This window comes from Sphingobium sp., assembly GCF_003248505.1.
Taxonomy (GTDB): domain Bacteria; phylum Pseudomonadota; class Alphaproteobacteria; order Sphingomonadales; family Sphingomonadaceae; genus Sphingobium.
This window is the reverse complement of record NZ_QFOA01000009.1, coordinates 57396-77388: the sequence shown is the minus strand read 5'-3', so window position 1 is coordinate 77388 and position 19993 is coordinate 57396. Positions and strand designations below refer to the sequence as shown.

18 protein-coding genes, 1 tRNA gene and 1 pseudogene are annotated in these 19993 nt (G+C 62.2%); 12 read left to right on the top strand and 8 right to left on the bottom strand.

The genetic code is table 11. The features are described from left to right. Positions 1–42: 42 nt before the first annotated feature. Complete coding sequence (locus DI606_RS06040; protein ID WP_293980586.1) at positions 43–738, bottom strand: NAD-dependent deacylase; 696 nt, start codon at positions 736–738, stop codon at positions 43–45. A gap of 98 nt (positions 739–836) precedes the next feature. On the opposite strand from DI606_RS06040, the gene dapB reads away from it, so the two are divergent. The 3 genes from dapB to DI606_RS06025 all read left to right on the top strand — a co-directional run bounded on the left by dapB (position 837) and on the right by DI606_RS06025 (position 2758). Next, the gene (gene dapB, locus DI606_RS06035; RefSeq protein ID WP_293980584.1) at positions 837–1601 is read left to right on the top strand and encodes a 4-hydroxy-tetrahydrodipicolinate reductase; all 765 of its coding nucleotides are present in this window, start codon (positions 837–839) and stop codon (positions 1599–1601) included. After that, positions 1602–2273, top strand: coding sequence for an endonuclease III (gene nth / locus DI606_RS06030; protein ID WP_293980582.1), 672 nt, complete (start codon positions 1602–1604; stop codon positions 2271–2273). It begins immediately after the preceding gene. 89 nt (positions 2274–2362) lie between these two features. Further along, on the top strand, positions 2363–2758 hold the full coding sequence (locus tag DI606_RS06025; RefSeq protein ID WP_293980580.1) for a hypothetical protein: 396 nt from the start codon (positions 2363–2365) through the stop codon (positions 2756–2758). A 16-nt stretch (positions 2759–2774) separates the two neighbouring features. On the opposite strand, the gene DI606_RS06020 is transcribed toward DI606_RS06025, so the two are convergent. The 4 genes and pseudogenes from DI606_RS06020 to DI606_RS06005 form a co-directional block, all read right to left on the bottom strand. Next, positions 2775–2851, bottom strand: a tRNA-Arg gene (locus tag DI606_RS06020). Between the two features lie 74 nt (positions 2852–2925). Then, positions 2926–4335, bottom strand: coding sequence for an efflux transporter outer membrane subunit (locus tag DI606_RS06015; protein WP_293980578.1), 1410 nt, complete (start codon positions 4333–4335; stop codon positions 2926–2928). Between the two features lie 6 nt (positions 4336–4341). Continuing rightward, positions 4342–7515: an efflux RND transporter permease subunit gene (locus tag DI606_RS06010; protein WP_293980577.1), complete on the bottom strand. Its 3174-nt coding sequence runs from the start codon at positions 7513–7515 to the stop codon at positions 4342–4344. Between the two features lie 3 nt (positions 7516–7518). After that, positions 7519–8703, bottom strand: a pseudogene (locus DI606_RS06005) (efflux RND transporter periplasmic adaptor subunit). 38 nt (positions 8704–8741) lie between these two features. On the opposite strand from DI606_RS06005, the gene DI606_RS06000 reads away from it, so the two are divergent. Further along, positions 8742–9428, top strand: coding sequence for a TetR/AcrR family transcriptional regulator (locus tag DI606_RS06000; protein WP_367119460.1), 687 nt, complete (start codon positions 8742–8744; stop codon positions 9426–9428). Positions 9429–9557: 129 nt separating this feature from the next. Continuing rightward, positions 9558–9713: a hypothetical protein gene (locus tag DI606_RS05995; RefSeq protein ID WP_293980575.1), complete on the top strand. Its 156-nt coding sequence runs from the start codon at positions 9558–9560 to the stop codon at positions 9711–9713. Between the two features lie 3 nt (positions 9714–9716). Here the strand turns inward: DI606_RS05995 and DI606_RS05990 are convergent, their stop codons facing one another. The 3 genes from DI606_RS05990 to DI606_RS05980 all read right to left on the bottom strand — a co-directional run bounded on the left by DI606_RS05990 (position 9717) and on the right by DI606_RS05980 (position 14857). Further along, positions 9717–12608, bottom strand: coding sequence for a pitrilysin family protein (locus DI606_RS05990; protein ID WP_293980573.1), 2892 nt, complete (start codon positions 12606–12608; stop codon positions 9717–9719). A gap of 113 nt (positions 12609–12721) precedes the next feature. Beyond that, positions 12722–14104, bottom strand: coding sequence for a DEAD/DEAH box helicase (locus DI606_RS05985; RefSeq protein ID WP_293980571.1), 1383 nt, complete (start codon positions 14102–14104; stop codon positions 12722–12724). Positions 14105–14386: 282 nt separating this feature from the next. Next, positions 14387–14857, bottom strand: coding sequence for a pyridoxamine 5'-phosphate oxidase family protein (locus DI606_RS05980; RefSeq protein ID WP_293980569.1), 471 nt, complete (start codon positions 14855–14857; stop codon positions 14387–14389). 95 nt (positions 14858–14952) lie between these two features. Between DI606_RS05980 and DI606_RS05975 the strand changes: the two genes are divergently transcribed. The 7 genes from DI606_RS05975 to miaB all read left to right on the top strand — a co-directional run bounded on the left by DI606_RS05975 (position 14953) and on the right by miaB (position 19937). Further along, complete coding sequence (locus tag DI606_RS05975) at positions 14953–15534, top strand: NifU family protein (RefSeq protein WP_293980568.1); 582 nt, start codon at positions 14953–14955, stop codon at positions 15532–15534. Between the two features lie 84 nt (positions 15535–15618). Beyond that, positions 15619–16245 carry a tRNA (adenosine(37)-N6)-threonylcarbamoyltransferase complex dimerization subunit type 1 TsaB gene (gene tsaB / locus DI606_RS05970; RefSeq protein WP_293980566.1) on the top strand — a complete coding sequence of 209 codons (627 nt, stop codon included), beginning with the start codon at positions 15619–15621 and terminating at the stop codon, positions 16243–16245. Further along, the gene (locus tag DI606_RS05965; RefSeq protein ID WP_293980564.1) at positions 16242–16721 is read left to right on the top strand and encodes a GNAT family N-acetyltransferase; all 480 of its coding nucleotides are present in this window, start codon (positions 16242–16244) and stop codon (positions 16719–16721) included. Before tsaB ends, DI606_RS05965 begins: the two co-directional genes overlap by 4 nt. Positions 16722–16833: 112 nt before the next feature. Beyond that, complete coding sequence (locus DI606_RS05960) at positions 16834–17259, top strand: MucR family transcriptional regulator (protein WP_293980563.1); 426 nt, start codon at positions 16834–16836, stop codon at positions 17257–17259. Positions 17260–17375: 116 nt separating this feature from the next. Continuing rightward, entirely contained in the window at positions 17376–17798 is a 423-nt protein-coding gene (locus DI606_RS05955) for a Fur family transcriptional regulator (protein WP_293980562.1), read from the top strand. A 6-nt stretch (positions 17799–17804) separates the two neighbouring features. Beyond that, complete coding sequence (locus DI606_RS05950; protein WP_293980560.1) at positions 17805–18563, top strand: 1-acyl-sn-glycerol-3-phosphate acyltransferase; 759 nt, start codon at positions 17805–17807, stop codon at positions 18561–18563. Positions 18564–18572: 9 nt separating this feature from the next. After that, a complete protein-coding gene (gene miaB / locus DI606_RS05945; protein WP_293980558.1) occupies positions 18573–19937 on the top strand; it encodes a tRNA (N6-isopentenyl adenosine(37)-C2)-methylthiotransferase MiaB in 1365 nt (454 codons plus the stop codon). Positions 19938–19993: the final 56 nt, after the last annotated feature.

The following is a 19993-nucleotide window of genomic DNA, read 5'->3' as shown; positions in this document are numbered from 1 at the left end:
AGCCGCGCCCTATACAGGATAGCCGGGGACAAACCAGAGGGCTCATGCCAGCAATTCCTCGACAAGGGCGGGCACCAGAAGGCTGGCGGGGCCAAGGCGCGTCTCGTTGAATAGGTGGCTGCCCGCCGACGGTTCGAGATTGAGTTCGAGCGTGCGCGCTCCGCAATGACGCGCCGTCTGGACGAAGCCCGCCGCAGGATAGACCGCGCCGGACGTGCCGATCGACACGAACAGGTCGGCGCGCCGGACCGCCGCGTCGATCTCATCCATGCGGTAGGGCACCTCGCCGAAAAAGACGATGTCGGGCCGCAGGCGTGGCGCATGGCATGTCGGGCAGGACGATCCGGGCGGCAGCGTATCGCTCCACGCCATCGTGTCCCCGCAGGCCGCGCACAGCGCCGATTTCAGTTCGCCATGCATGTGGATCAGCCGCGCCGCCCCGGCGCGCTCATGCAGATCGTCGACATTTTGCGTGACGATGAGGAGATCGCCCGGCCATTGCGCGTCGAACCGGGCCAACGCTTCATGCGCAGGGTTGGGGCGCACGTCCGCCAGTGCTGCCCGTCGTTCGTCGTAAAAGCGATGAACGAGCGCCGCGTCGTGCGCCAGCGCTTCGGGCGTACAGACATCCTCGACCCGATGCCCTTCCCACAATCCGTCCGGCCCGCGAAAGGTCGCCAGGCCGCTTTCGGCGGATATGCCCGCTCCGGTAAGGATCACGATGTTTTCGATGTCCATGCAGGGCCAGTCTAGGCGTTCCCGACGCGCGCGCCAAGGGATGACAAAGCCGCCCGGCTCTGGCATCGGCGGGCCGAAGACTGGACGAGGCGAAATTTATGGGCGGCATCGGGATTTTTGGCGCGGCGGGACGCATGGGCCGCGCCATTGCGCAGGCGACGCAGGAAGCCGGAATCCCTCTCGCGGGCGGCGTCGACCATGTCGCGCAGGGTGAAATCGCGCCCGGCCTGCCCTTCACGCGCGATGCTGTGGCACTGGCGCGGATCAGCGACGTGCTGATCGACTTTTCCGTGCCCGTCGCGCTTGGCGGCCATCTCGATGCCTGCCTGTCTGCGGGCAAGCCGATGCTGATCGGCACGACGGGGCTGGAAACCGGCCATCACGCGCGCATCGACGAAGCCGCGCGCTCGATCCCCGTGCTTCAGACCGGCAACACCTCGCTCGGCGTCAACCTGCTGGCCGCGCTGGTCGAGCGGGCGGCGGCAAGCCTGGGCGACGAATGGGATATCGAAATCGTCGAAATGCATCACAGGCATAAGGTCGATGCACCGTCCGGCACCGCTCTCCTGCTGGGGGAAGCGGCGGCACGCGGGCGTGGCATCGATCTGGCCGATCATAGCGAACGCGGTCGCGACGGTATCACCGGCGCGCGGGCGACAGGCTCTATCGGCTTTGCAGCGCTGCGCGGCGGATCGGTCGCGGGCGACCATCAGGTGATCTTCGCTGCCGAGGGCGAGCGTATCGAACTGGGCCACCGGGCCGAAAACCGGGCCATCTTCGCGCGCGGCGCGATCAAGGGTGCGCGCTGGCTGACGAACCAGCCCGCAGGCCGATACGATATGCAGGGCGTTCTGGGCCTCTAAATGAACAAGGCGCAGATCTTCGATTTTTTCAGCCGTCTTGCCGAAGCCAATCCCGCGCCGGAAACCGAGCTGGAATATGGCAACGACTATCAGTTGCTGGTTGCCGTGGTGCTGTCCGCTCAGGCGACCGATGTCGGCGTCAACAAGGCGACGCGCGCCCTATTCACGGAGGTGACCACACCCCGGCAGATGATCGATCTGGGCGAAGAGGGGCTCAAGTCGTATATCAAGACGATCGGCCTCTTCAATGCCAAGGCAAAAAATGTCATCGCCTTGTCGGAAATGCTGGTGCGCGATTACGATGGAGCAGTGCCGCAGGATCGCGATACGCTGACCCTGCTGCCGGGGGTGGGCCGCAAGACGGCCAACGTCGTGGTCAACACAGCATTCGGGCAGGAAGCCTTTGCAGTCGACACCCATATTTTCCGTGTCGGCAATCGCACCGGGCTCGCACCGGGCAAGACCGTGCTGGCAGTCGAGCAAAAGCTGGAAAAGCGCGTCCCCGCCCCTTTCCGCCGCGACGCGCATCATTGGCTGATCCTGCATGGACGCTATGTATGCAAGGCGCGGCGACCCGAATGCTGGCGCTGCATCGTGGCGGACCTGTGCCGTTACAAACCCAAGTCACCTGCCCCCGCCGACAAGGTCGCGAAGGCGCTGCCGACCGCCTGACCTGTTTTTCCGCCAAAAGCTGCTACGACATGCGGAACCGGTTCACCCGCAACGTCTTACAGGCACAAGAACGGAACAGGAGAGATAGCATGGCGCGCATTTCCATGATCGTAGCGGTCGGGGTGGCATCGGTGCTGGCCGCCACGCCTTCGGTGGCGAAGGACCGCAGCAAGGACAAGCCCGATCCCTATGTCGCGAGCGGACAACCGGTCGATTGCATTCCGATCAGTCAGATTCGCTCCACCAACGTCCGCGACGATCGCACCATCGATTTCCAGATGAACGGCCGCCGGATCTATCGCAACATGCTGCCCAACAGCTGCCCCAGCCTCGGCTTCGAAAAGCGGTTCAGTTATGCCACGTCGCTGTCGCAGCTTTGCTCGGTCGATATCATCCGGGTGCTGTGGAACCAAGGCGGTGCGCTACAATCCGGTGCGAGCTGCGGGCTTGGGAAGTTTCAGCCGATGGAACGCCCGGCGCGGTGACAATTGCGACTGGCGATGGTGCACCCAAGTGGATTCGAACCACTGGCCTTTGCCTTCGGAGGGCAACGCTCTATCCAGCTGAGCTATGGGTGCGTGACGCTGGGTCAGGAGGCGCGGGTAGCAAAGTCCTCCAGCCCGCGCCAGTGCCTATTTTCGATTGACGAAAACTAGCGCAGCCCCCCGCCCATCGAACGATATAGCTCGACCATGTTGGTTGCGCGGGTAAGGCGGGTCGCAAGCAGGCTCTGCTCAGCGGTATACAGAGTCCGTTGCGAATCCAGCGTCGTCAGGAAGCTGTCGACCCCCGAACGGAAACGAGCTTCCGACAGTGTATAGGCGCTACGGGCCGCGTCGCGCAGCGATGTCTGGGCTTCGAGCTGCTGGCTCATCGTGCCCCGGCGTGCCAAAGCGTCCGCTACTTCCCGGAACCCGGCTTGCACGCTTTTCTCATAAGTCGCGAGCATCGCGTCGTAAGTGGCGCGCGCATATTGCAAATTGCCTTTGTTACGACCGAAATCGAAAATCGGCAGCGTCGCGGACGGCCCCACCGACCATGTCTCGCTACCCGACTTGAACAGGTTGGACAGACCGAGGCTCACAGTGCCCAGCGCGGCGGTGAGGGAAATATTGGGGAAGAACGCAGCACGGGCAGCGCCGATATTCGCGTTGGCGCCGCGCAGTTGATGTTCTGCCGCAGCGATGTCGGGCCGACGCAGCAACACGTCGGAACTGATCCCCGACGGCAGGTTGTCGAGCATGGCACTTCCCGGCGGCAGCGCATCGGGCAGATCGCTCGCAGGGACGGTGGTTCCCGCAAGCAGGTTGAGCGCATTCTGATCCTGCGCGACCAGCGTCGTCGCCTGCGCAATATCCGATCGCGCCTGATCGTAACTGGTTTGCGCCTGCCGCACCTCCAATTCCGAAGCAATGCCCTTGGCGAAACGGGCGCGAGTCAATTGTAGCGTTTTGCCGAAGGCCTTTTCCAGCTCAGTCGCGATACGCAATCTTTCCTGATCGCCCGACATGGCAAGCCACGCATTGGCTGTTTCCGCGATCAAGGACACCTGTGCCGCGTTGCGGTTTTCGACGCTGGCGAAATATTGCTCCTGCGCCGCGCGTGTCATGTTGCGCACTCGCCCGAACAGGTCGATTTCCCACGCGGAAATGCCGAGCTGCGCCTGATATACATCGGTATTGAGCCGCTGAGGCTGACCGAACTGCACAAGCGGTTGTTCGGAATAAGTCGCGCTGGCGGTACCGTTGACGGTGGGGCCGAGGTCCGCCCTTTGCACGCGATATTGCGCCCGTGCCTGCGCCACGTTGGCGACCGCGATACGCAAATCCCGGTTGTTGGCGAGCGCGGTATCGATCACCCGCACCAGTCGTGGATCGGTGAAGAAATCGCGCCATGCGGTGTCCGCCGGGACGATCGATCCGCCCAAGCCGGCTGCATAGGCGGGCCCCTGCGGCGAAGTCACCGGCACCGGCAGTTCGGGCCTGGCATATTTGGGCGCGAGGTCGCAGGCCGCCAGGGCCATCGTCATCGCGATTGTGGCAAGCGCTCTTGTGGTGCGCATGGTTTTTTAAGCCTCCCGCGGAGTGTCGGCGTGGGTTCCGCCGTCCTCCGCTTCATGATGATGATGTTCGCGGAACAGCCGCTTCACGACGGTGAAGAACACCGGCACGAAGAAGATCGCGAGTACCGTTGCCGACAGCATACCGCCCACGACCGCCCAGCCGATGGCGTTCTGCCCGCCAGCGCCCGCGCCCGTGGATACGGCCAGCGGCAGCACGCCGAAGATGAAAGCGAAGCTCGTCATCAGGATCGGCCGCAGACGCAACTTGCCCGCTTCGAGCGCGGCCTTCGCTGGCGAGAGACCCTCGCGCATCCTTTCTTCGGCAAATTCGACAATCAGGATCGCGTTTTTCGCGGACACACCGATGGTGGTGATGAGCCCGACCTGAAGGTAAATGTCGTTGTCGAGACCTGCGATGGTCGCGGCGATCACCGCGCCAAGGACACCGAGCGGCACGACAAGCATGACCGCAATTGGGACCGACCAGCTTTCATACAGTGCAGCAAGGCACAGGAATACGATCAGCATCGAAAGTGCGTAGACATAAGGTGCCTGACCGCCCGACGCCTTTTCCTCGTAGGAAATGCCGTTCCAGGCAAAGCCGACGCCGGCGGGCAATTTGCCAGCGAATTCCTCCATCGCTTTCATGGCCTCGCCACTCGACACGCCCGGTGCAGGTCCGCCCTGAATGTTCATCGACGGCACACCGTTGTAGCGTTCCAGACGCGCCGGTCCTTGAACCCATTCGGTCGTCGAAAAGGCGGAAAGCGGCGCCATGGTGCCGTTGCTGCTGCGCACATGATATGCGCCAATCACATCCGGCGTCGTACGATAAGGCGCGTCGGCCTGAACATAGACCCGCTTCACCCGGTCGCGGTCGATGAAGTCGTTAACGTACGCACCGCCCAGATTGGTACTGATCGTGTCGTTGACGTCCGCCTGCGAGATGCCAAGAGCACCCGCCGCCGCCTGATCGACATTCAGCTTCAATTGCGCAGTATCTTCCAGACCGTTCGCACGGACCTGTGCCAAGCGCTTGTCACCCGATGCCATACTGAGCACTTGGTTGCGCGCCGCCAGCATCTTCTCATGACCCAGATTGGCCTGATCGAGGAGCTGGAAATCGAAGCCGGACGCATTGCCCAGTTCCTGCACAGCGGGCGGAATCAACGCGAACGCCTTACCTGCGGCGATTTGTTTAAACGCTTTGTTGGCTCGTTCTGCGATTGCGGAAGCCTTGTTATCCGCGCCCTTGCGTTCCTTCCAATCCTTCATGCGGGCAAAGAGAATGCCGACATTCTGGCCCTGTCCGACAAAGCCGAATCCGGAAACCGTGAAGACTGCGGCGATGTTCCCTTTCTCCTCAACCATGAAATGGTTTCGCATGCTTGCCAGGGTCCGCTGCGTTTCCTCGATCGTTGTGCCGGAAGGCAACATCACCTGGGCCAGGACGGATCCCTGATCCTCCTCGGGCAGAAACCCGCCGGGGAGACGCATGAAGATGAAAGCCATCCCGGCTGCGATCAGCGCATACAGGAGCATGGTGCGCCCCCAGCGCCGTTCTGCCTTCTCGACGCCTTCGCCATATTTGCGAACGCCCTTGTCGAACGTTCGGTTGAACCAGTCGAAGAAGCGACCGAAAACCGACCCGATCGGCCCATTCCAGCTATGGCCGTGGGAGGCGGGCTTTAGGATCGTGGCGCACAGCGCCGGCGTTAGAATCAGCGCCACGAGCACCGAAAGGATCATCGACGATACGATGGTGATCGAGAATTGCCGGAAGATGACGCCTGTCGACCCGCCGAAAAAGGCCATGGGCAGGAACACCGCCGACAGCACCATACCGATGCCGACAAGCGCGCCGCTGATTTCATCCATTGATTTCCGGGCCGCCTCCTTTGGAGACAGGCCCTCGTCCTGGATCAGGCGTTCGACATTTTCCACCACGACGATTGCGTCGTCGACTAGCAGACCGATCGCCAGCACCATGCCGAACAAGGTCAGCGTGTTGATGGTAAAGCCCGCCACGCTCAAAATAGCCAGCGCACCGAGCAGAACCACCGGCACCGCGATGGTCGGGATCAACGTCGCACGCCAGTTCTGAAGAAACAGGAACATGACGACGAACACCAGCAGCACCGCTTCGAACAGGGTGTGGATCACCTGTTCGACCGACAGCTTCACGAACGTGGAATTGTCCACCGGGAAGTCATATTTGACCCAGTTCGGAAAATTCTTGGAAAGCTGGTCGACCCGGTCCTTGACCGCATCGACGGTGGCGAGCGCATTCGCACCGGGAGCCAGCTTGATGCCGAAACCGGACGCAGGATGGCCGTTGAACTGCACGGCAAAACCGTAATTTTCCGAACCGAGCTCGACCCGGGCCACGTCCGATAGAAGCACAACCGCGCCGTTAGCACTGGTTCGCAGGCGGATATTCTCGAATTCACCGATGGTGCGAAGACGCGACTGGGCCGTCACGGTGGCATTGAGCGCCTGGCCCTTGGGCGACGGGGTGCCGCCGATCTGACCTGCCGACACCTGCGCATTCTGGGCCTGGATGGCTGACTTCACGTCCCCGGTTGTCACGCCAAGGTTAGCCATTTTGTAGGGATCGAGCCAGATGCGCATCGCATATTGCGTGCCGAACAACTGGGTATCGCCAACCCCCGTTACGCGACTGATGGGATCCTGGAGGTTCGACGCAATGAAGTCCGCCGCATCCTGTTCGTCATGGATACCGTCGTCAGAATAGACCGCGAGGATCATGAGGAAGCTGGACGTGGACTTGCCAACACGCAGGCCCTGCTGCTGAACTTCCTGCGGAAGCAGCGGCGTTGCCTGCGACAATTTGTTCTGAACCTGAACCTGTGCGATGTCAGGGTCCGTCCCCTGCTCGAAGGTCAGCGTGATGTTCAGGTTGCCGGAACTATCGCTCGTCGAAGAGAAATAGCGGAGATTGTCGATGCCCTTGAGCTGCTGCTCGATGATCTGGGTCGTCGTGCTTTCCAGCGTCTGAGCGTTAGCGCCGGGATAGCTTGTCTGGATCGTCACCGCAGGCGGCGCGATTTCCGGGAACTGCGCCACCGGCAGCGAACGGATCGCCAAAAGGCCCGCCAGCATGATGACGACGGCAATGACCCATGCGAAGATGGGCCTGTCGATAAAATAGCGTGCCATGGCTTACTTGGCCCCGCCCGCTGCGGCGGCGGCATTGCCCCCTGCCCCATCCTTGGCGCCCGCCGTCACCTGCTGCGGCGTACCGGGTCGCACGACCGATCCGGGGCGAAGGCCCATCAAGCCTTCGACGATCAGGCGATCGCCCGATTTCAGGCCCTGCGTGACGATCCACTTGTCGCCGACCATCCGGTCGACCTCGACCTGTCGCATTTCCACCTTGTTGTTTTTGCCGACGACGAGAGCAGTCGCGCGGCCTCGCGCGTCGCGGGTGATGCCCTGCTGCGGCGCAAGGATCGCCTGCGGACGCTCGCCCTCGATCAGGCGGGCGCGAACATACATGCCTGGAAGCAGCATACCGTCAGGGTTGGGGAAGCTGGCCCGCAAAGTGACAGCGCCGGACGCCTGATCGACATTCACTTCGGTGAATTGCAGGCGGCCTTCGACAGGATAGACACTGCCGTTTGGCAGCCGCAACTGGATGCGCGCGCCGCCAGCCTCGTCCACCTTGCCGGCCTTCATCGCCTGCCGCAGGTTGATGATGTCGGCCGCCGACTGCGTGACGTCGACGTAGACGGTATCGGTGCGCTGGATGGTCGTCAGCGGATCGGCCTGCCCGGCCTGCACGAGAGCCCCCGGCGTGAAAAGCGACCTGCTGATCCTCCCGGAAATCGGCGCGCGCACGCGGGTGAAATTCTGATTGACCTGCGCGGCCTGGACCGCGCCACGCTGCGCTGCAACATCGGCGCGTGCTTGCTGTGCGGCGGCGGCGGCATCGTCATATTCCTGGCGGCTGACAGCGTTGATGCCGACCAGATCCTTGTAACGCTGCGCCTGCAGGCCGGTGGAACGGATCGCCGCATTGGCGCGAGCAAGCTGCCCCTGCGCCTGTGCGAGCGCCGCGCGATAAGGTGCGTCGTCGATCTCGTAAAGCAACTGTCCGGCACGGACGTTGCCGCCTTCCTAGAAAAGACGGCGACGGATGATACCGCTGATCTGAGGGCGGACTTCTGCGGTTTCCACGGCAACCACGCGACCGGGAAGCTCGTTGAAAAGCGGTGCGGTCTGCGTCTGGAGCGTGACCACGCCGACCGCAGGCGGCGGCGGTGCCGGCGGCTGCTCCTTTTGACAGCCCGTCAAGGCGAGGGCCGACGCGCACGCCAGTAGGCCGATGAGTGTCCCCTGTTGCATCGAGTGCTTCCCGTATCTGGATTTATCATATATGCAGAATGAACATTCATTCCGCTTGGTCGTTCAAATATTTTGCCGACCCACAAATTTCAAGGGGCAACAACGCAGAAATGAACAAAGAAGTTGCACCGCAGCATGGAAAAGACAGCCGTGAGCGCATTTTGGCCGCTGCTCGCACTTTGTTTGACCATCGTGGTTTCCATCAGACCCCCATGGCCGATCTTGCCGTGACGGCACAGGTGTCTGTGGGGCAGATTTACAGGCTTTTTAAAAGCAAGGAAGATGTCATTAGTGCCATCGTCGAGGACGATGCGAGAAGCTGGAACGCGCAGCTGGCGCAATTACGGAAACAGCTGGACGATCGGAAGCTGACGATCGAACAGGTGTTCGAACATCTCCTCCTCGATTGCGTGTCCGAGCATCACGACGGCCTTCGATTCGATATTCTGGCGGAGAGTGTGCGGCAGGACCGTGTCGGCGATATCGTCGCGAAAATGTGCGCCGACATTCAGGAGATATTAAGGTACTTCGCCTGCGTCGCGAACCCGGCACTGAATGACGATGTGCTGGACGTGGCAGAAGAGTTGCTTCTGGCCTGCCTCTTCGGCATCGGCCATCGCCGCACGTCGCGCTCGAAAATGGCGGGGTCGCAGATCGCGAAGGAAAGCGCGCACATGATCGTCAAAGCGTTGCGCAATATCACTCAAAGCGCCGAACCCGCTTAGGGCCACTTTTACACCACTTCGCTGCCCGTCCCGCTTACTCCTCCTTTGGGCGCACCGGCGCTATTTTTGTGCTGCATCGCAAAATGCGCCCCCTACACTCCGGTCGTGACAGACGAGGAGCGAGTGACGATGGAGCACGGCCTATATGACCAGAGCTATTTCGCGGAAAGGATTGCGCGGAACCTGAAGCTTGCGGAGGACGCGCAGGATCTGGCCATCCGCAACCTCCATCTCGAATATGTAAGGCTGTACCGGCACCTGCTCGAAGAACAGGTGCCGGCCTGACAACTATTGTCCCTTCGTACCTTCAGGCACCACCACCGCCGACCAGCTGCGTGACGGGACGAGATATTTCTTGGCCAGCGCCTGAATTTGGGCGGGAGTGACGGACAGAAGGTCGTTGGCCATGCTGCCCATCGCCTGAATATAGCGAGGATCGCGGGCCGAACCTTCCATCTGGTTCATCCAAAATGCGTTGCCGGTGCTCGCCCGCGCCAACAATTGTCGCATAGGTGCGACCGCACGTTGCAATTCGTCGGCACTGACCGGCGTTTTCGCAAGATCGGCTGCGGTCGCTTTGACCACATCGTAGAAATAGCCGATGCGGTCAGGCCTCACCTGACTCGTGACCAGGATATAGCCGCCCGACTCATAGGAAAAAGGCCAGTTGTTCTGAACGTTCGGGGAATAAGCCGCCCCTTCGGTCGACCGAAGCTTGTCGAACAGCCGATCGTTGAAAATCTGGGTCAGGATTTCGAGCTGGCGCGCTTCCTTTTGCAAGGCGAAGCCGCCCGCTGTCGGCCAGGCGATGACCGCCGCTGCCTGATCCTTGTCACCGGTGTGTCGAAGGACCACGGGCTTCTCGACATGCTTCGGGAACCGCATCGCGCGATTGGCGGCGGGGACAGGCGTGTCGGGACGCGGTGCAAGCGCGCCGAATGTCGATGCCACCGCCTGGATAGCCTCCTCCGCCTTCACCTGGCCGAAAATCTGGATATCGATCGGACCGGACGCAAGAACAGGTTCCCACGTTTTGCGGAAGGCCTCTGGCGTCAGAGCGTTGATTTCCTGCAAATCGGGAGTGCGAAAACGCACGTCCTTGTCATGGAGCAACCAGTTGAGATCGCGACCGAGGACGGCGTCAGGCGACCGGGACAGCGCGCCGTAAGCGACCGCCGCGCCCGTCTTGACGCGTGCGATCGGTGCGGGGTCCCATCCCGGTTCAGCCAGCTTGGCGGCGAAGAGGCGCAGTTGATCCTTGTAATCGGCGGGGCGCGTTACCGCCTGAAATTCGAAGGCACTGTCATCGACCGTGAAACCCATACCGATTCTGCGACCGTTGGTCAGTTCGTCGATTTCGCCCTGCCCCAGCTTTCCGATACCGCTGGCCACCAAGGCATAATCGCCCGCCCAACTCGCTACGGGCTTCGTCGGGGAAAAGGCCTGTTGGCCATGGCCGAAGCGCACGTTGATGCGCACCTTTTCCGTTTCCGCGTCATTGGCAAAAAGGGTCAACTTGACGCCGTTGGAAAATGTGATCTCTTCCATCCCGGGCAGGCCGATGGGCTTGCGCGATACGACGGTCGCCGCCGGGCCGAATTTGGGCAGATCGTCCATTGTCACGGCCTTGTCCGACAGCCGCGCAGCCGTGTTCGCCGTTACCGGAGCGGAAACGGCGGCGGCAAGGCGCGCGTCGACGCCGGGCATCGGCTTGCCGGTGGTCATCATCGCCCGGAACACCCCGGCGGAAAACAGGCGGCGCGTGGATTGCAGGATTTTGTCCGGCGTCATCGTCGGCTTGCCGGAGCGGAAGATGTCGAGCGCGGCCTGCGGGCTGACGGTTGTTTCGCGAATATCGACCGCCCCGACCAGATCGGTTGCCTGCTTCGCGCCTGCTTCGGTGTCCGCATTCTCGACCTGGATCGCGAGCGCTGTGTCCATCTGCGCATATTCGCGGTCGATCTCCGCCTGGCTTGGAGGGGATGCCTTCGCATCCTCTACGATGGCGCGCACGTCCGTCAGCGCCTTTTCCCAATCGTCGCCGGTGGGCGTGATGCTGAGGAACGTGCCGTCGCCAGAGCGGCTGATATCCTGTTGATCGACACCCGCCTGAAGGAAGCTCCCGCCCGCGCGCGCCGCGCGCTCCAGCCGCCTGCTGACGATCTGAAGCGCCAGCATGTCGGTGAGTTTTTCCTGATTGTAGAGGATGGTGTCGGCATGCGGCTTCCAGGGCCGCACCCAAGCGAGCGTCAGGGCAAGCGGGACGCCCGGTTCCACCACGACACGGGTGGCGGGCTGACTTGGATCGGGCATGCCGAAATCGGGAATCGGGGCGCCCTTACCCGGCGGAGACCAACTGGCAAACTGGTCCTTCATTATCTGTTCCATGACCGCCGGATCCATGTCCCCCGCGATGGAGATCACCGTGTTTTCAGGCCGATACCAGCGTTGATGGAACGCCTCCAGCTTCGCTGCGGTGGCGGCGTTCAGGGTCGCGACCGTGCCGATGGGCGCGTGGTCGGCCAATGGCTGCCCTGCAAAGAAATGCTGACGACTGGCGTCGGAGAGGCGCATCTGCGGGCCGTCGCCTTCCCGCTTTTCCGCGAGGACCACGGCGCGTTCCGCATTCACCGCGCTATCGACGATGTTCGGATCGGTCATCATGCCTGCGAGGATTTTCATGCTCTCGCCAAGGGTCGCGGGCGTCGCCTGAGGCAGATCGAGCGCATAGGTGGTGCCGGTCGGCGTCGTCTGCGCGTTGCTGTCGCTGCCGAAGCTGACGCCCAGCCGTTGCCAGATGCGCTTGGACTCGCCATCGGGCACGTGGCGCGACCCGCGCATGGAAAGATGTTCCATAAAATGAGCGAAGCCCAGTTCGTCGGGCTGCTCCATCAAAGATCCCGCATCGACCCGCAACCGGATCGCGACCTGCCCTGGCGGGACGCCGTTGCGTCGGATCGCGTAGCGCAAGCCGTTGGGGAGCGTTCCGAAATGCCAGGCCGGATCGATCGGCACATCGCTGTTTTCGTAAAGCCATGGCCGCGTTTGCGCAGCGGCGGCGCTTTGCGGGCCGGCGGCGGACGCCTTCGCCGTCTGCGCCATGGTCGGCACCGGCGTCCCCGAAAGGAGAATGGCAAGAATGGAGAGCGAAGCGGCCGAACGGCGGGTCAATGAACGCATAGACAATCAGCCTAGCGTCCTATTTCTGAATGGCCACTGACAAATGCGCCATGGCCGTCACGATCGACGCCGCCCGCCCCGGTCGAGCGGGGCAGGCGGCACGATGGGGCAGATCAGCGCGGCGCGCCGGTCCGCTGCACAGCGCCCTTGTGCGCACCGACGGCTCCGCCGCCGCCACGACGACGGCGGAACGGCTTCTTCGCACCATCGCCTTCGCTGCGGTGAGCCTTGTCGGGCGCACCGCGCTGAGCCTTTTGCCCGTCCTGATAGCGGCGTTGCCCCTCGGCACGGCGAGCCTGCTGAGCCGGGGACTGGCTCGGCCCCTTGCGCGGCGCAGCGGGTTTGGGAAGGTTGCGCACCGCCTCCATGAAGTTTTCGGGCAGCGGCGCGATGTCGAGCTTCACGCGAGTCGCCTTCTCGATAGCCTTGAGGTAGGGCCGCTCGTCATCCGCCACGAAGCTGATCGCGACGCCTTCCGCCCCGGCGCGGGCGGTGCGACCGATGCGGTGGACATATTGTTCGGCGACGTTGGGGATTTCGAAGTTGATGACGTGGCTGACGCCCGAAACGTCGATTCCGCGCGCCGCGATGTCTGTCGCGACCAACAGCTTGCAATGCCCCTGACGGAACGCCTGAAGCGCGGTCGTGCGCTGCGCCTGGCTCTTGTTGCCGTGGATCGCGAAAGCCTGAATACCGGCACCTTCGAGGAAGCGCACGACGCGGTCCGCGCCATGCTTGGTCCGGGTGAAGATGAGCGCGCGGTCGATATCCTCGGTCTTGAGCACGATGTGCAGCAGCGCCTGCTTTTCCGCCTGATTGACGAAGGTCGCCTGCTGGCGCACGCGTTCCGCCGTGGTTGACTGGGGTGCGACACTGACCTTGACCGGATCGTTCAGGAACTGGCCCGCAAGCGATTCGATCTCCTTGGGCATGGTGGCCGAAAAGAACAGATTCTGACGGTCGCGCGGCAGCAGTTTCGCAATCCGCTTCAGCGGATGGATGAAGCCCATGTCCATCATCTGGTCGGCTTCGTCGAGGACGAAAATTTCCGTGTCCTTGATGGTAAAGCAACGCTGGTCGATGAGGTCGAGCAGGCGGCCCGGCGTGGCGACGACGATGTCGACACCCTGTGACAGGGCGCGGATCTGCTTGTTGATCGGCACGCCGCCGAAAACGGTTTCGACCGACAGCTTCATGAAGCGGCCATAATCGCGGAAGCTCTGCGCGATTTGCGCGGCCAGTTCACGCGTCGGCGACAGCACCAGCATCCGACAGCCCAGCATCGGCGTGGGTTTGGGATTGCGGGCGAAATAATCGAGGCTGGGGAGCGCGAAGGCCGCGGTCTTGCCGGTGCCGGTCTGCGCGATGCCGCACAGGTCGCGGCCTTCCAGCAGGACAGGGATCGCCTTCTGCTGGATGGGAGTGGGATTGGCGTATTTCTTGGCGGCAAGCGCCTTCAGGATCGGCTCGGAAAGGCCAAGTTCGGTAAATTCCATGGGATAATGCTCACAAGTCGGCCGGGCGCCGACCTGGTGCGAATGAACGCAGCAAGGGCGCAGGGCGGGTTACGAAACGACCCGCGTGAAAAGGGAAGCCTCAAACAGCTTTGCGCAGACTTGTCATTGGCCGGTCCTGCCCTTTGCGGGCCGGGACGATCACGCTACCAATCGCTGATGGGCTTTTATAAGCCGTCCGCTGCGCTTGGCGCATATGGACGATGCGCCGATGAAAAGCAAGCGGCCCGGACTAGCCGGGCCGCTCACGTCATTTATCGAGGATCAGAGCGACACTTCGGCGTGCTTGCCCTTCATTTCGGAACGCACGTCGCCGCCGAACATCATTTTGAATACGCCCGTCAAAGACATATCGGCACGCCAGATTTCGGCATTGCCAAGGTCGAACCGGAGCATCAACAGGCTGGGGTCTTCACGACCCTGCGGATACCAGGCTTCGACCTGCTTGGACCAGTAACGGTCAATGATCGCAGGGTCGGTTTCGGGTGAGAGCGTTCCTTCGACGCACGCGAAGAGATTGTGATCCTTGGCGGAAAATTGCGCCATCGCCGGACCGCCGGGGGCAAGGCGATTATCCTTCGACGTATAGAACCAGAAGCAATGGTTGGCATTCGGATCGAGCTGCGCCGTCATCGGCAGGCTATGCTCGGTGCTGCCCGCAAGGCCCACCATCAGAAAGGGACTGGCCGAAAGCTCAGACCAGAAACGTTCGCGAATGTCATCTTCTGTAGACATCATCTTCTCCTTGACGCTTGCCCTCCCCAATCGACAGGCGCGCGCGAAGTTCCGAACCGCTTGATCTTGGGCGCGTGCATCGCCAAATGGCACCCATGCTGATCGAGACAGAACTGACGCCCAACCCCGCCACCATCAAGTTCCTTCCGGGACGGGAAGTGATGGGAGGCAGCGGCACCCGCGACTTTGCCAGCCCCGAAGACGCGGAAGCCTCGCCTCTGGCGAACGCGCTGTTCAGGCTCGGGGATGTGACCGGCGTGTTCTTCGGCAGCGATTTCGTATCGGTGACGATTGCGCCCGGCGCGGAATGGAGCGGGGTGAAGCCCGACGTGCTCGCCACGTTGCTCGATCATTTTTCCGCGAACATGCCCTTGTTCGCACCGGGGAGCGCGGCGGGCATCAGCGTGCCGGTCGATGACGGGGACGAGTTTGCCGACGATCCCGCAGATGCCGAAATCGTCGATCAGATACGCGACCTTATAGAAACGCGCGTTCGCCCTGCGGTAGCCAATGACGGCGGCGATATCGTCTATCGCGGTTTCGACAAAGGCACGGTGTACCTGAAGATGCAGGGTGCTTGCGCGGGTTGCCCGTCATCCAGCGCGACGCTTAAAAACGGTATCGAGCAGCTGCTCAAGCATTATGTGCCCGAAGTGACGGAAGTGCGCGCTGTCTGACCGTCTGGACATTTGGCAAAATCGACCCGATGCACTAACCGCGATGCCGGTTGCGATCCTGTGACCGCCTGACGGGAGTTTTGCTTGCGCCTTTTGGTGATCGACACAGCGACACAGGCCTTGTCCGTTGCCCTGCTGGACGATGGCAATCTGATCGATGCTTTTCATGACATCGTCGGTCGCGGCCATGCCGAGGCGTTGCTTCCCGCCATTGCCGCCCTGCCCGATGGCGGTCGCGCCGATGCAATCGCCGTCGCGGTCGGGCCTGGCAGTTTCACCGGCGTGCGCATCGGCATAGCGGCGGCAAGGGCGCTGGCGCTGGCGTGGGGCGTTCAGGTCCGTGGATACAGCACGCCCGCGCTGATCGCCGCGCAGGCGGCACGGCAGCATGAAGGCGGCCCCCTTGTCGTGACAATGACAGGTGGCCATGGCGAATTATTCTGGCAGGCCTTCGATGACAGCGGACGCGTGCCGGTTGCGCCGGTCGCTTCGACGGCCATCGCCGATCTTGCCCAACAACTCGATGCGCCTGTCTTTTACGGAACCGGGGCGGAGGCGCTGGTGACGGCGCGCGGCGCCGGAACCGCCGTTACTCTTTACCCCGATGCCGGGAATTACGCCTTGATTGCGGATCTGCCCCCACTTCCGCCCAGTCCGATATATGGGCGCGGAGCCGATGCGATGACAATGGCGGAGCGCGCTGCGTCATGATGCCGGGTATCAGCCTGGACCGCTACGAGGATACCGACCGAAACGCCATGGCCGACGCGATGGAGGTCATGGACAGCGCTTTCGACCCCATGTTCGGGGAAGCGTGGACCCTGCCCCAGCTGGCCGGGGTGATGACCATGCCGGGCACGTGGCTCACCGTAGCGCGGCTCGATGCAGCGCCGCTCGGTTTCGCGCTGATCCGGTCGGTGCTGGACGAATGCGAATTGCTGCTGTTGGCGGTTGCGCCGCTCTGGCGCGGACGCGGTGTTGGCCTTTCCTTGTTGCAAGACAGTCTGTCCCACGCACGCCGTCGCGGAATTACCTCAATGAATCTGGAGGTTCGCGCCAACAACAAAGCCATACAACTTTATGAGAGATGCGGATTTGAATATGTCCATCGCCGCCCGGGTTACTATCGCGGCAATGACGGGCAACTTCACGATGCACTGAGTTTTCGTGTCGATATGCTGATCTGAAGGGATAGCAGCTTGCGAACTCGGTGGTTGCGGTTTAACGCATATCGTACCGCTCCAGAAACATTCCTCCTTGGGCGGGTCGCACAAATCCAGCCTTCGCAGGAAACAGAATATGGAAACCGGATCTGCTCAGAGCGAGTTGCTCATTACTTTGACGTCGGACATCGTCGCGGCACATGTGTCGAACAACAGTGTCGCTGTATCTGACGTTTCTTCCCTAATTCAGAATGTTCACGCCGCACTGGCGGGCCTTAGCCAACCCGCTCCCGCCCCGGAAGTGAAGCTCGAACCCGCGGTATCGGTCCGCTCGTCCGTAAAGCCGGACTATATCATTTGCCTGGAGGACGGGAAAAAGCTCAAGATGCTGAAGCGGCACCTGATGACCCATTATCAGATGACGCCTGACGATTATCGCGCCAAATGGGGACTGCCCGCCGATTACCCTATGGTCGCGCCCAACTATGCAGAGCAGCGTCGCAGCCTTGCCAAAAAGATCGGCCTTGGCACCAAGCGCCGCCGGGCGCGCGTCGCAAAGTAATCGACGGGCACCAAAGGCGATTTATCGAAAGGGCGCATCGACCATGCGCCCTTTCCTGTTCTGGCAAAAGCGTCTAGGCTTGTCCGACTTTTAGCCGGATCAACAAGCGAGCGTTCATGAACCGCAAAATCGACGTCGAAGCCCTGTGCCATGAAAAAGGGTTGCGCATCACCGAACAACGGCGCGTGATCGCACAGGTGTTGAGCGACGCGATCGACCATCCCGACGTCGAGGAATTGCACAAGCGTTCGGCGGCGATCGACCCGGGCATTTCCATCGCCACCGTCTATCGTACCGTGCGCCTTTTCGAGGAAGCCGGCATTCTGGAACGGCACGATTTCGGTGACGGACGTGCCCGTTACGAAGCGGCACCGGAATCGCACCACGACCATCTGATCGACGTCGAAACCGGCAATGTCATCGAATTCGTCGATCCTGAACTGGAACAGCTTCAAAAGCAGATCGCCGAAAAACTGGGTTTCCGCCTGGTCGATCACCGGATGGAACTCTACGGCGTGGCGCTCGAACGGAAGAACTGATCGCGCTTGGGCACGCTTCGTCGCTGGAGCCGGATCGGGTCGCTGATCGCGAGTCTGCTCCTGTGCCTTCCCCTGCACCTGATGTCGCGGGTGTTGGGCCTCCGTTCGCACTGGCCGCGACGGTTCCTCGCAATGGCGGCCCGCTCGGTCGGCGCGCGCGTGCGCGTGGAAGGCTGCCGGCATACCGGCGACATCTTCATTCTGGCCAATCATGTCAGCTGGATCGACATTCTGGCTCTGGGCGGTGCGACAGGTTCGGCCTTCGTCTCCAAGGACGATGTGGCGCGCTGGCCTGCAATCGGATGGCTTGCGGCGCAGAACAATACGCTGTTCGTTTCCCGCGAGCGGCGCGGTGCGCTGTCTTCCCAGATCGAAGCGTTGCGTGACGCGATGCTGGGGCATCAGCCGATTGCGCTCTTCCCCGAAGGCACCACAGGCGACGGACGCACGCTTCTGCCGTTCAAGCCCGCGTTGCTGGCGGTGCTGCTGCCCCCGCCCCGCCCCGTGATGATCCAGCCGGTGCACATCGATTACGGTGACGCGACGCAGGGCATCGCCTGGGTCGGCGAGGAGGCGGCGGGCGCGAACGCAATGCGGGTACTGGGGCGCAAGGGCACCGTTCCCGTCGTCATCCGTTTCCTCGATCCGTTCGATCCCTCCGCCTGTACCGATCGCAAAGAGATCGCGGCGCTCGCGCGGGAGCGGATCGCTCAAAGCATCGCCACGCATCAGCGCCCTTCCGCTCCGCATGTCCCCTCTGTATAGCTCGATCCCATGAATCGTAACGACGCGCCCCGCAAGCCTGCCACGACCGAGCCGAAGACCTTCCACGTCAAATCCTTCGGCTGCCAGATGAACGTTTACGATGGCGAGCGGATGGCGGAAATGCTGGGCACGCAGGGCATGACCCCGGCAGCGGAGGGCGCGGAGGCGGACCTCGTCATCCTCAACACCTGCCACATTCGTGAAAAGGCTGTGGACAAGGTCTATTCGGATATCGGACGGCTGACGCGGGAAGACGGTACCCGGCCGATGATCGCGGTGGCCGGATGCGTCGCGCAAGCGGAAGGCGGCGAAATCCAGCGGCGGGCGCGCAGCGTCGATATCGTCGTCGGCCCGCAGGCGTATCACCGCCTGCCCGACCTCATCGGCAAGGCAGGGCGAGGCGACGTGGCGGTGGACACCGACATGCCGCTGGCATCGAAGTTCGCCGCCCTGCCTGCGCGCACGAAGCAGGCGCGCCCCACCGCTTTCCTGACCATCATGGAAGGATGCGACAAATTCTGCACCTATTGCGTCGTCCCCTATACCCGCGGAGCGGAAATCAGCCGCGGTTGGAGCGCCATCGTCGATGAAGCCAAAGCACTGGTCGACGGCGGCGCGCGGGAGATCACGCTGCTCGGCCAAAACGTCAACGCCTGGACCGGCGAAGACGACAAGGGTCGGACACAGGGCATGGATGGCCTGGTGCGCGAATTGGCGAAGATCGCCGACTTGAAGCGCATCCGCTACACGACCAGCCACCCCAACGACATGAGCGAGGGGCTCATCGCCGCGCACGGCGAGGTGGAAAAGCTCATGCCCTTCCTCCACCTTCCCGTGCAATCGGGCAACGACCGCGTTCTGAAAGCGATGAACCGCAGCCACAGCGCCGACAGCTATCTGCGCATAGTCGAGCAAGTGCGAAACGCCCGGCCCGACATCGCGTTGTCCGGCGACTTCATCGTCGGCTTCCCCGGCGAAACGGATGCCGAATTCGAAGATACGCTCAGGATCGTCGAGCAAGTGCGCTATGCGCAATGCTATTCCTTCAAATACAGCCCCCGCCCGGGCACCCCGGCGGCCGATATGGATCGTCAGATCCCGGCAGACGTGATGGACGACCGGCTTGCCCGGCTTCAGGCGCTCATCAATCAACATCAGGCGGAATTCAATGCCGCGACGGTGGGCCGCACCACCGCGATCCTGCTGGAGCGCAAGGGCCGCCATCCCGGCCAGCTCATCGGAAAATCGCCCTGGCTCCAATCGGTGGTTGTAACCGCGCCGGAGCTTTCCATCGGCGACATGGTTGAAGTCGATATCGTCAGTGCCGGTCCCAATAGTCTGGCCGGTGAACTCAGCAGGAGGAAGGCCGCTTGAACCAAAGCCTCGTCAATCCCGTTTCTGCGGGAACCCGTTCCCCCGATCGAACGCCA

What these genes read in the sequence shown, in the direction of transcription:
- DI606_RS06040 (WP_293980586.1), bottom strand. Translation starts at nt 738, where the DNA reads ATGGACATCGAAAACATCGTGATCCTTACCGGAGCGGGCATATCCGCC.
- dapB (WP_293980584.1), top strand. Translation starts at nt 837, where the DNA reads ATGGGCGGCATCGGGATTTTTGGCGCGGCGGGACGCATGGGCCGCGCC.
- nth (WP_293980582.1), top strand. Translation starts at nt 1,602, where the DNA reads ATGAACAAGGCGCAGATCTTCGATTTTTTCAGCCGTCTTGCCGAAGCC.
- DI606_RS06025 (WP_293980580.1), top strand. Translation starts at nt 2,363, where the DNA reads ATGGCGCGCATTTCCATGATCGTAGCGGTCGGGGTGGCATCGGTGCTG.
- DI606_RS06015 (WP_293980578.1), bottom strand. Translation starts at nt 4,335, where the DNA reads ATGCGCACCACAAGAGCGCTTGCCACAATCGCGATGACGATGGCCCTG.
- DI606_RS06010 (WP_293980577.1), bottom strand. Translation starts at nt 7,515, where the DNA reads ATGGCACGCTATTTTATCGACAGGCCCATCTTCGCATGGGTCATTGCC.
- DI606_RS06000 (WP_367119460.1), top strand. Translation starts at nt 8,742, where the DNA reads ATGAACATTCATTCCGCTTGGTCGTTCAAATATTTTGCCGACCCACAA.
- DI606_RS05995 (WP_293980575.1), top strand. Translation starts at nt 9,558, where the DNA reads ATGGAGCACGGCCTATATGACCAGAGCTATTTCGCGGAAAGGATTGCG.
- DI606_RS05990 (WP_293980573.1), bottom strand. Translation starts at nt 12,608, where the DNA reads ATGCGTTCATTGACCCGCCGTTCGGCCGCTTCGCTCTCCATTCTTGCC.
- DI606_RS05985 (WP_293980571.1), bottom strand. Translation starts at nt 14,104, where the DNA reads ATGGAATTTACCGAACTTGGCCTTTCCGAGCCGATCCTGAAGGCGCTT.
- DI606_RS05980 (WP_293980569.1), bottom strand. Translation starts at nt 14,857, where the DNA reads ATGTCTACAGAAGATGACATTCGCGAACGTTTCTGGTCTGAGCTTTCG.
- DI606_RS05975 (WP_293980568.1), top strand. Translation starts at nt 14,953, where the DNA reads ATGCTGATCGAGACAGAACTGACGCCCAACCCCGCCACCATCAAGTTC.
- DI606_RS05965 (WP_293980564.1), top strand. Translation starts at nt 16,242, where the DNA reads ATGATGCCGGGTATCAGCCTGGACCGCTACGAGGATACCGACCGAAAC.
- DI606_RS05960 (WP_293980563.1), top strand. Translation starts at nt 16,834, where the DNA reads ATGGAAACCGGATCTGCTCAGAGCGAGTTGCTCATTACTTTGACGTCG.
- DI606_RS05955 (WP_293980562.1), top strand. Translation starts at nt 17,376, where the DNA reads ATGAACCGCAAAATCGACGTCGAAGCCCTGTGCCATGAAAAAGGGTTG.
- miaB (WP_293980558.1), top strand. Translation starts at nt 18,573, where the DNA reads ATGAATCGTAACGACGCGCCCCGCAAGCCTGCCACGACCGAGCCGAAG.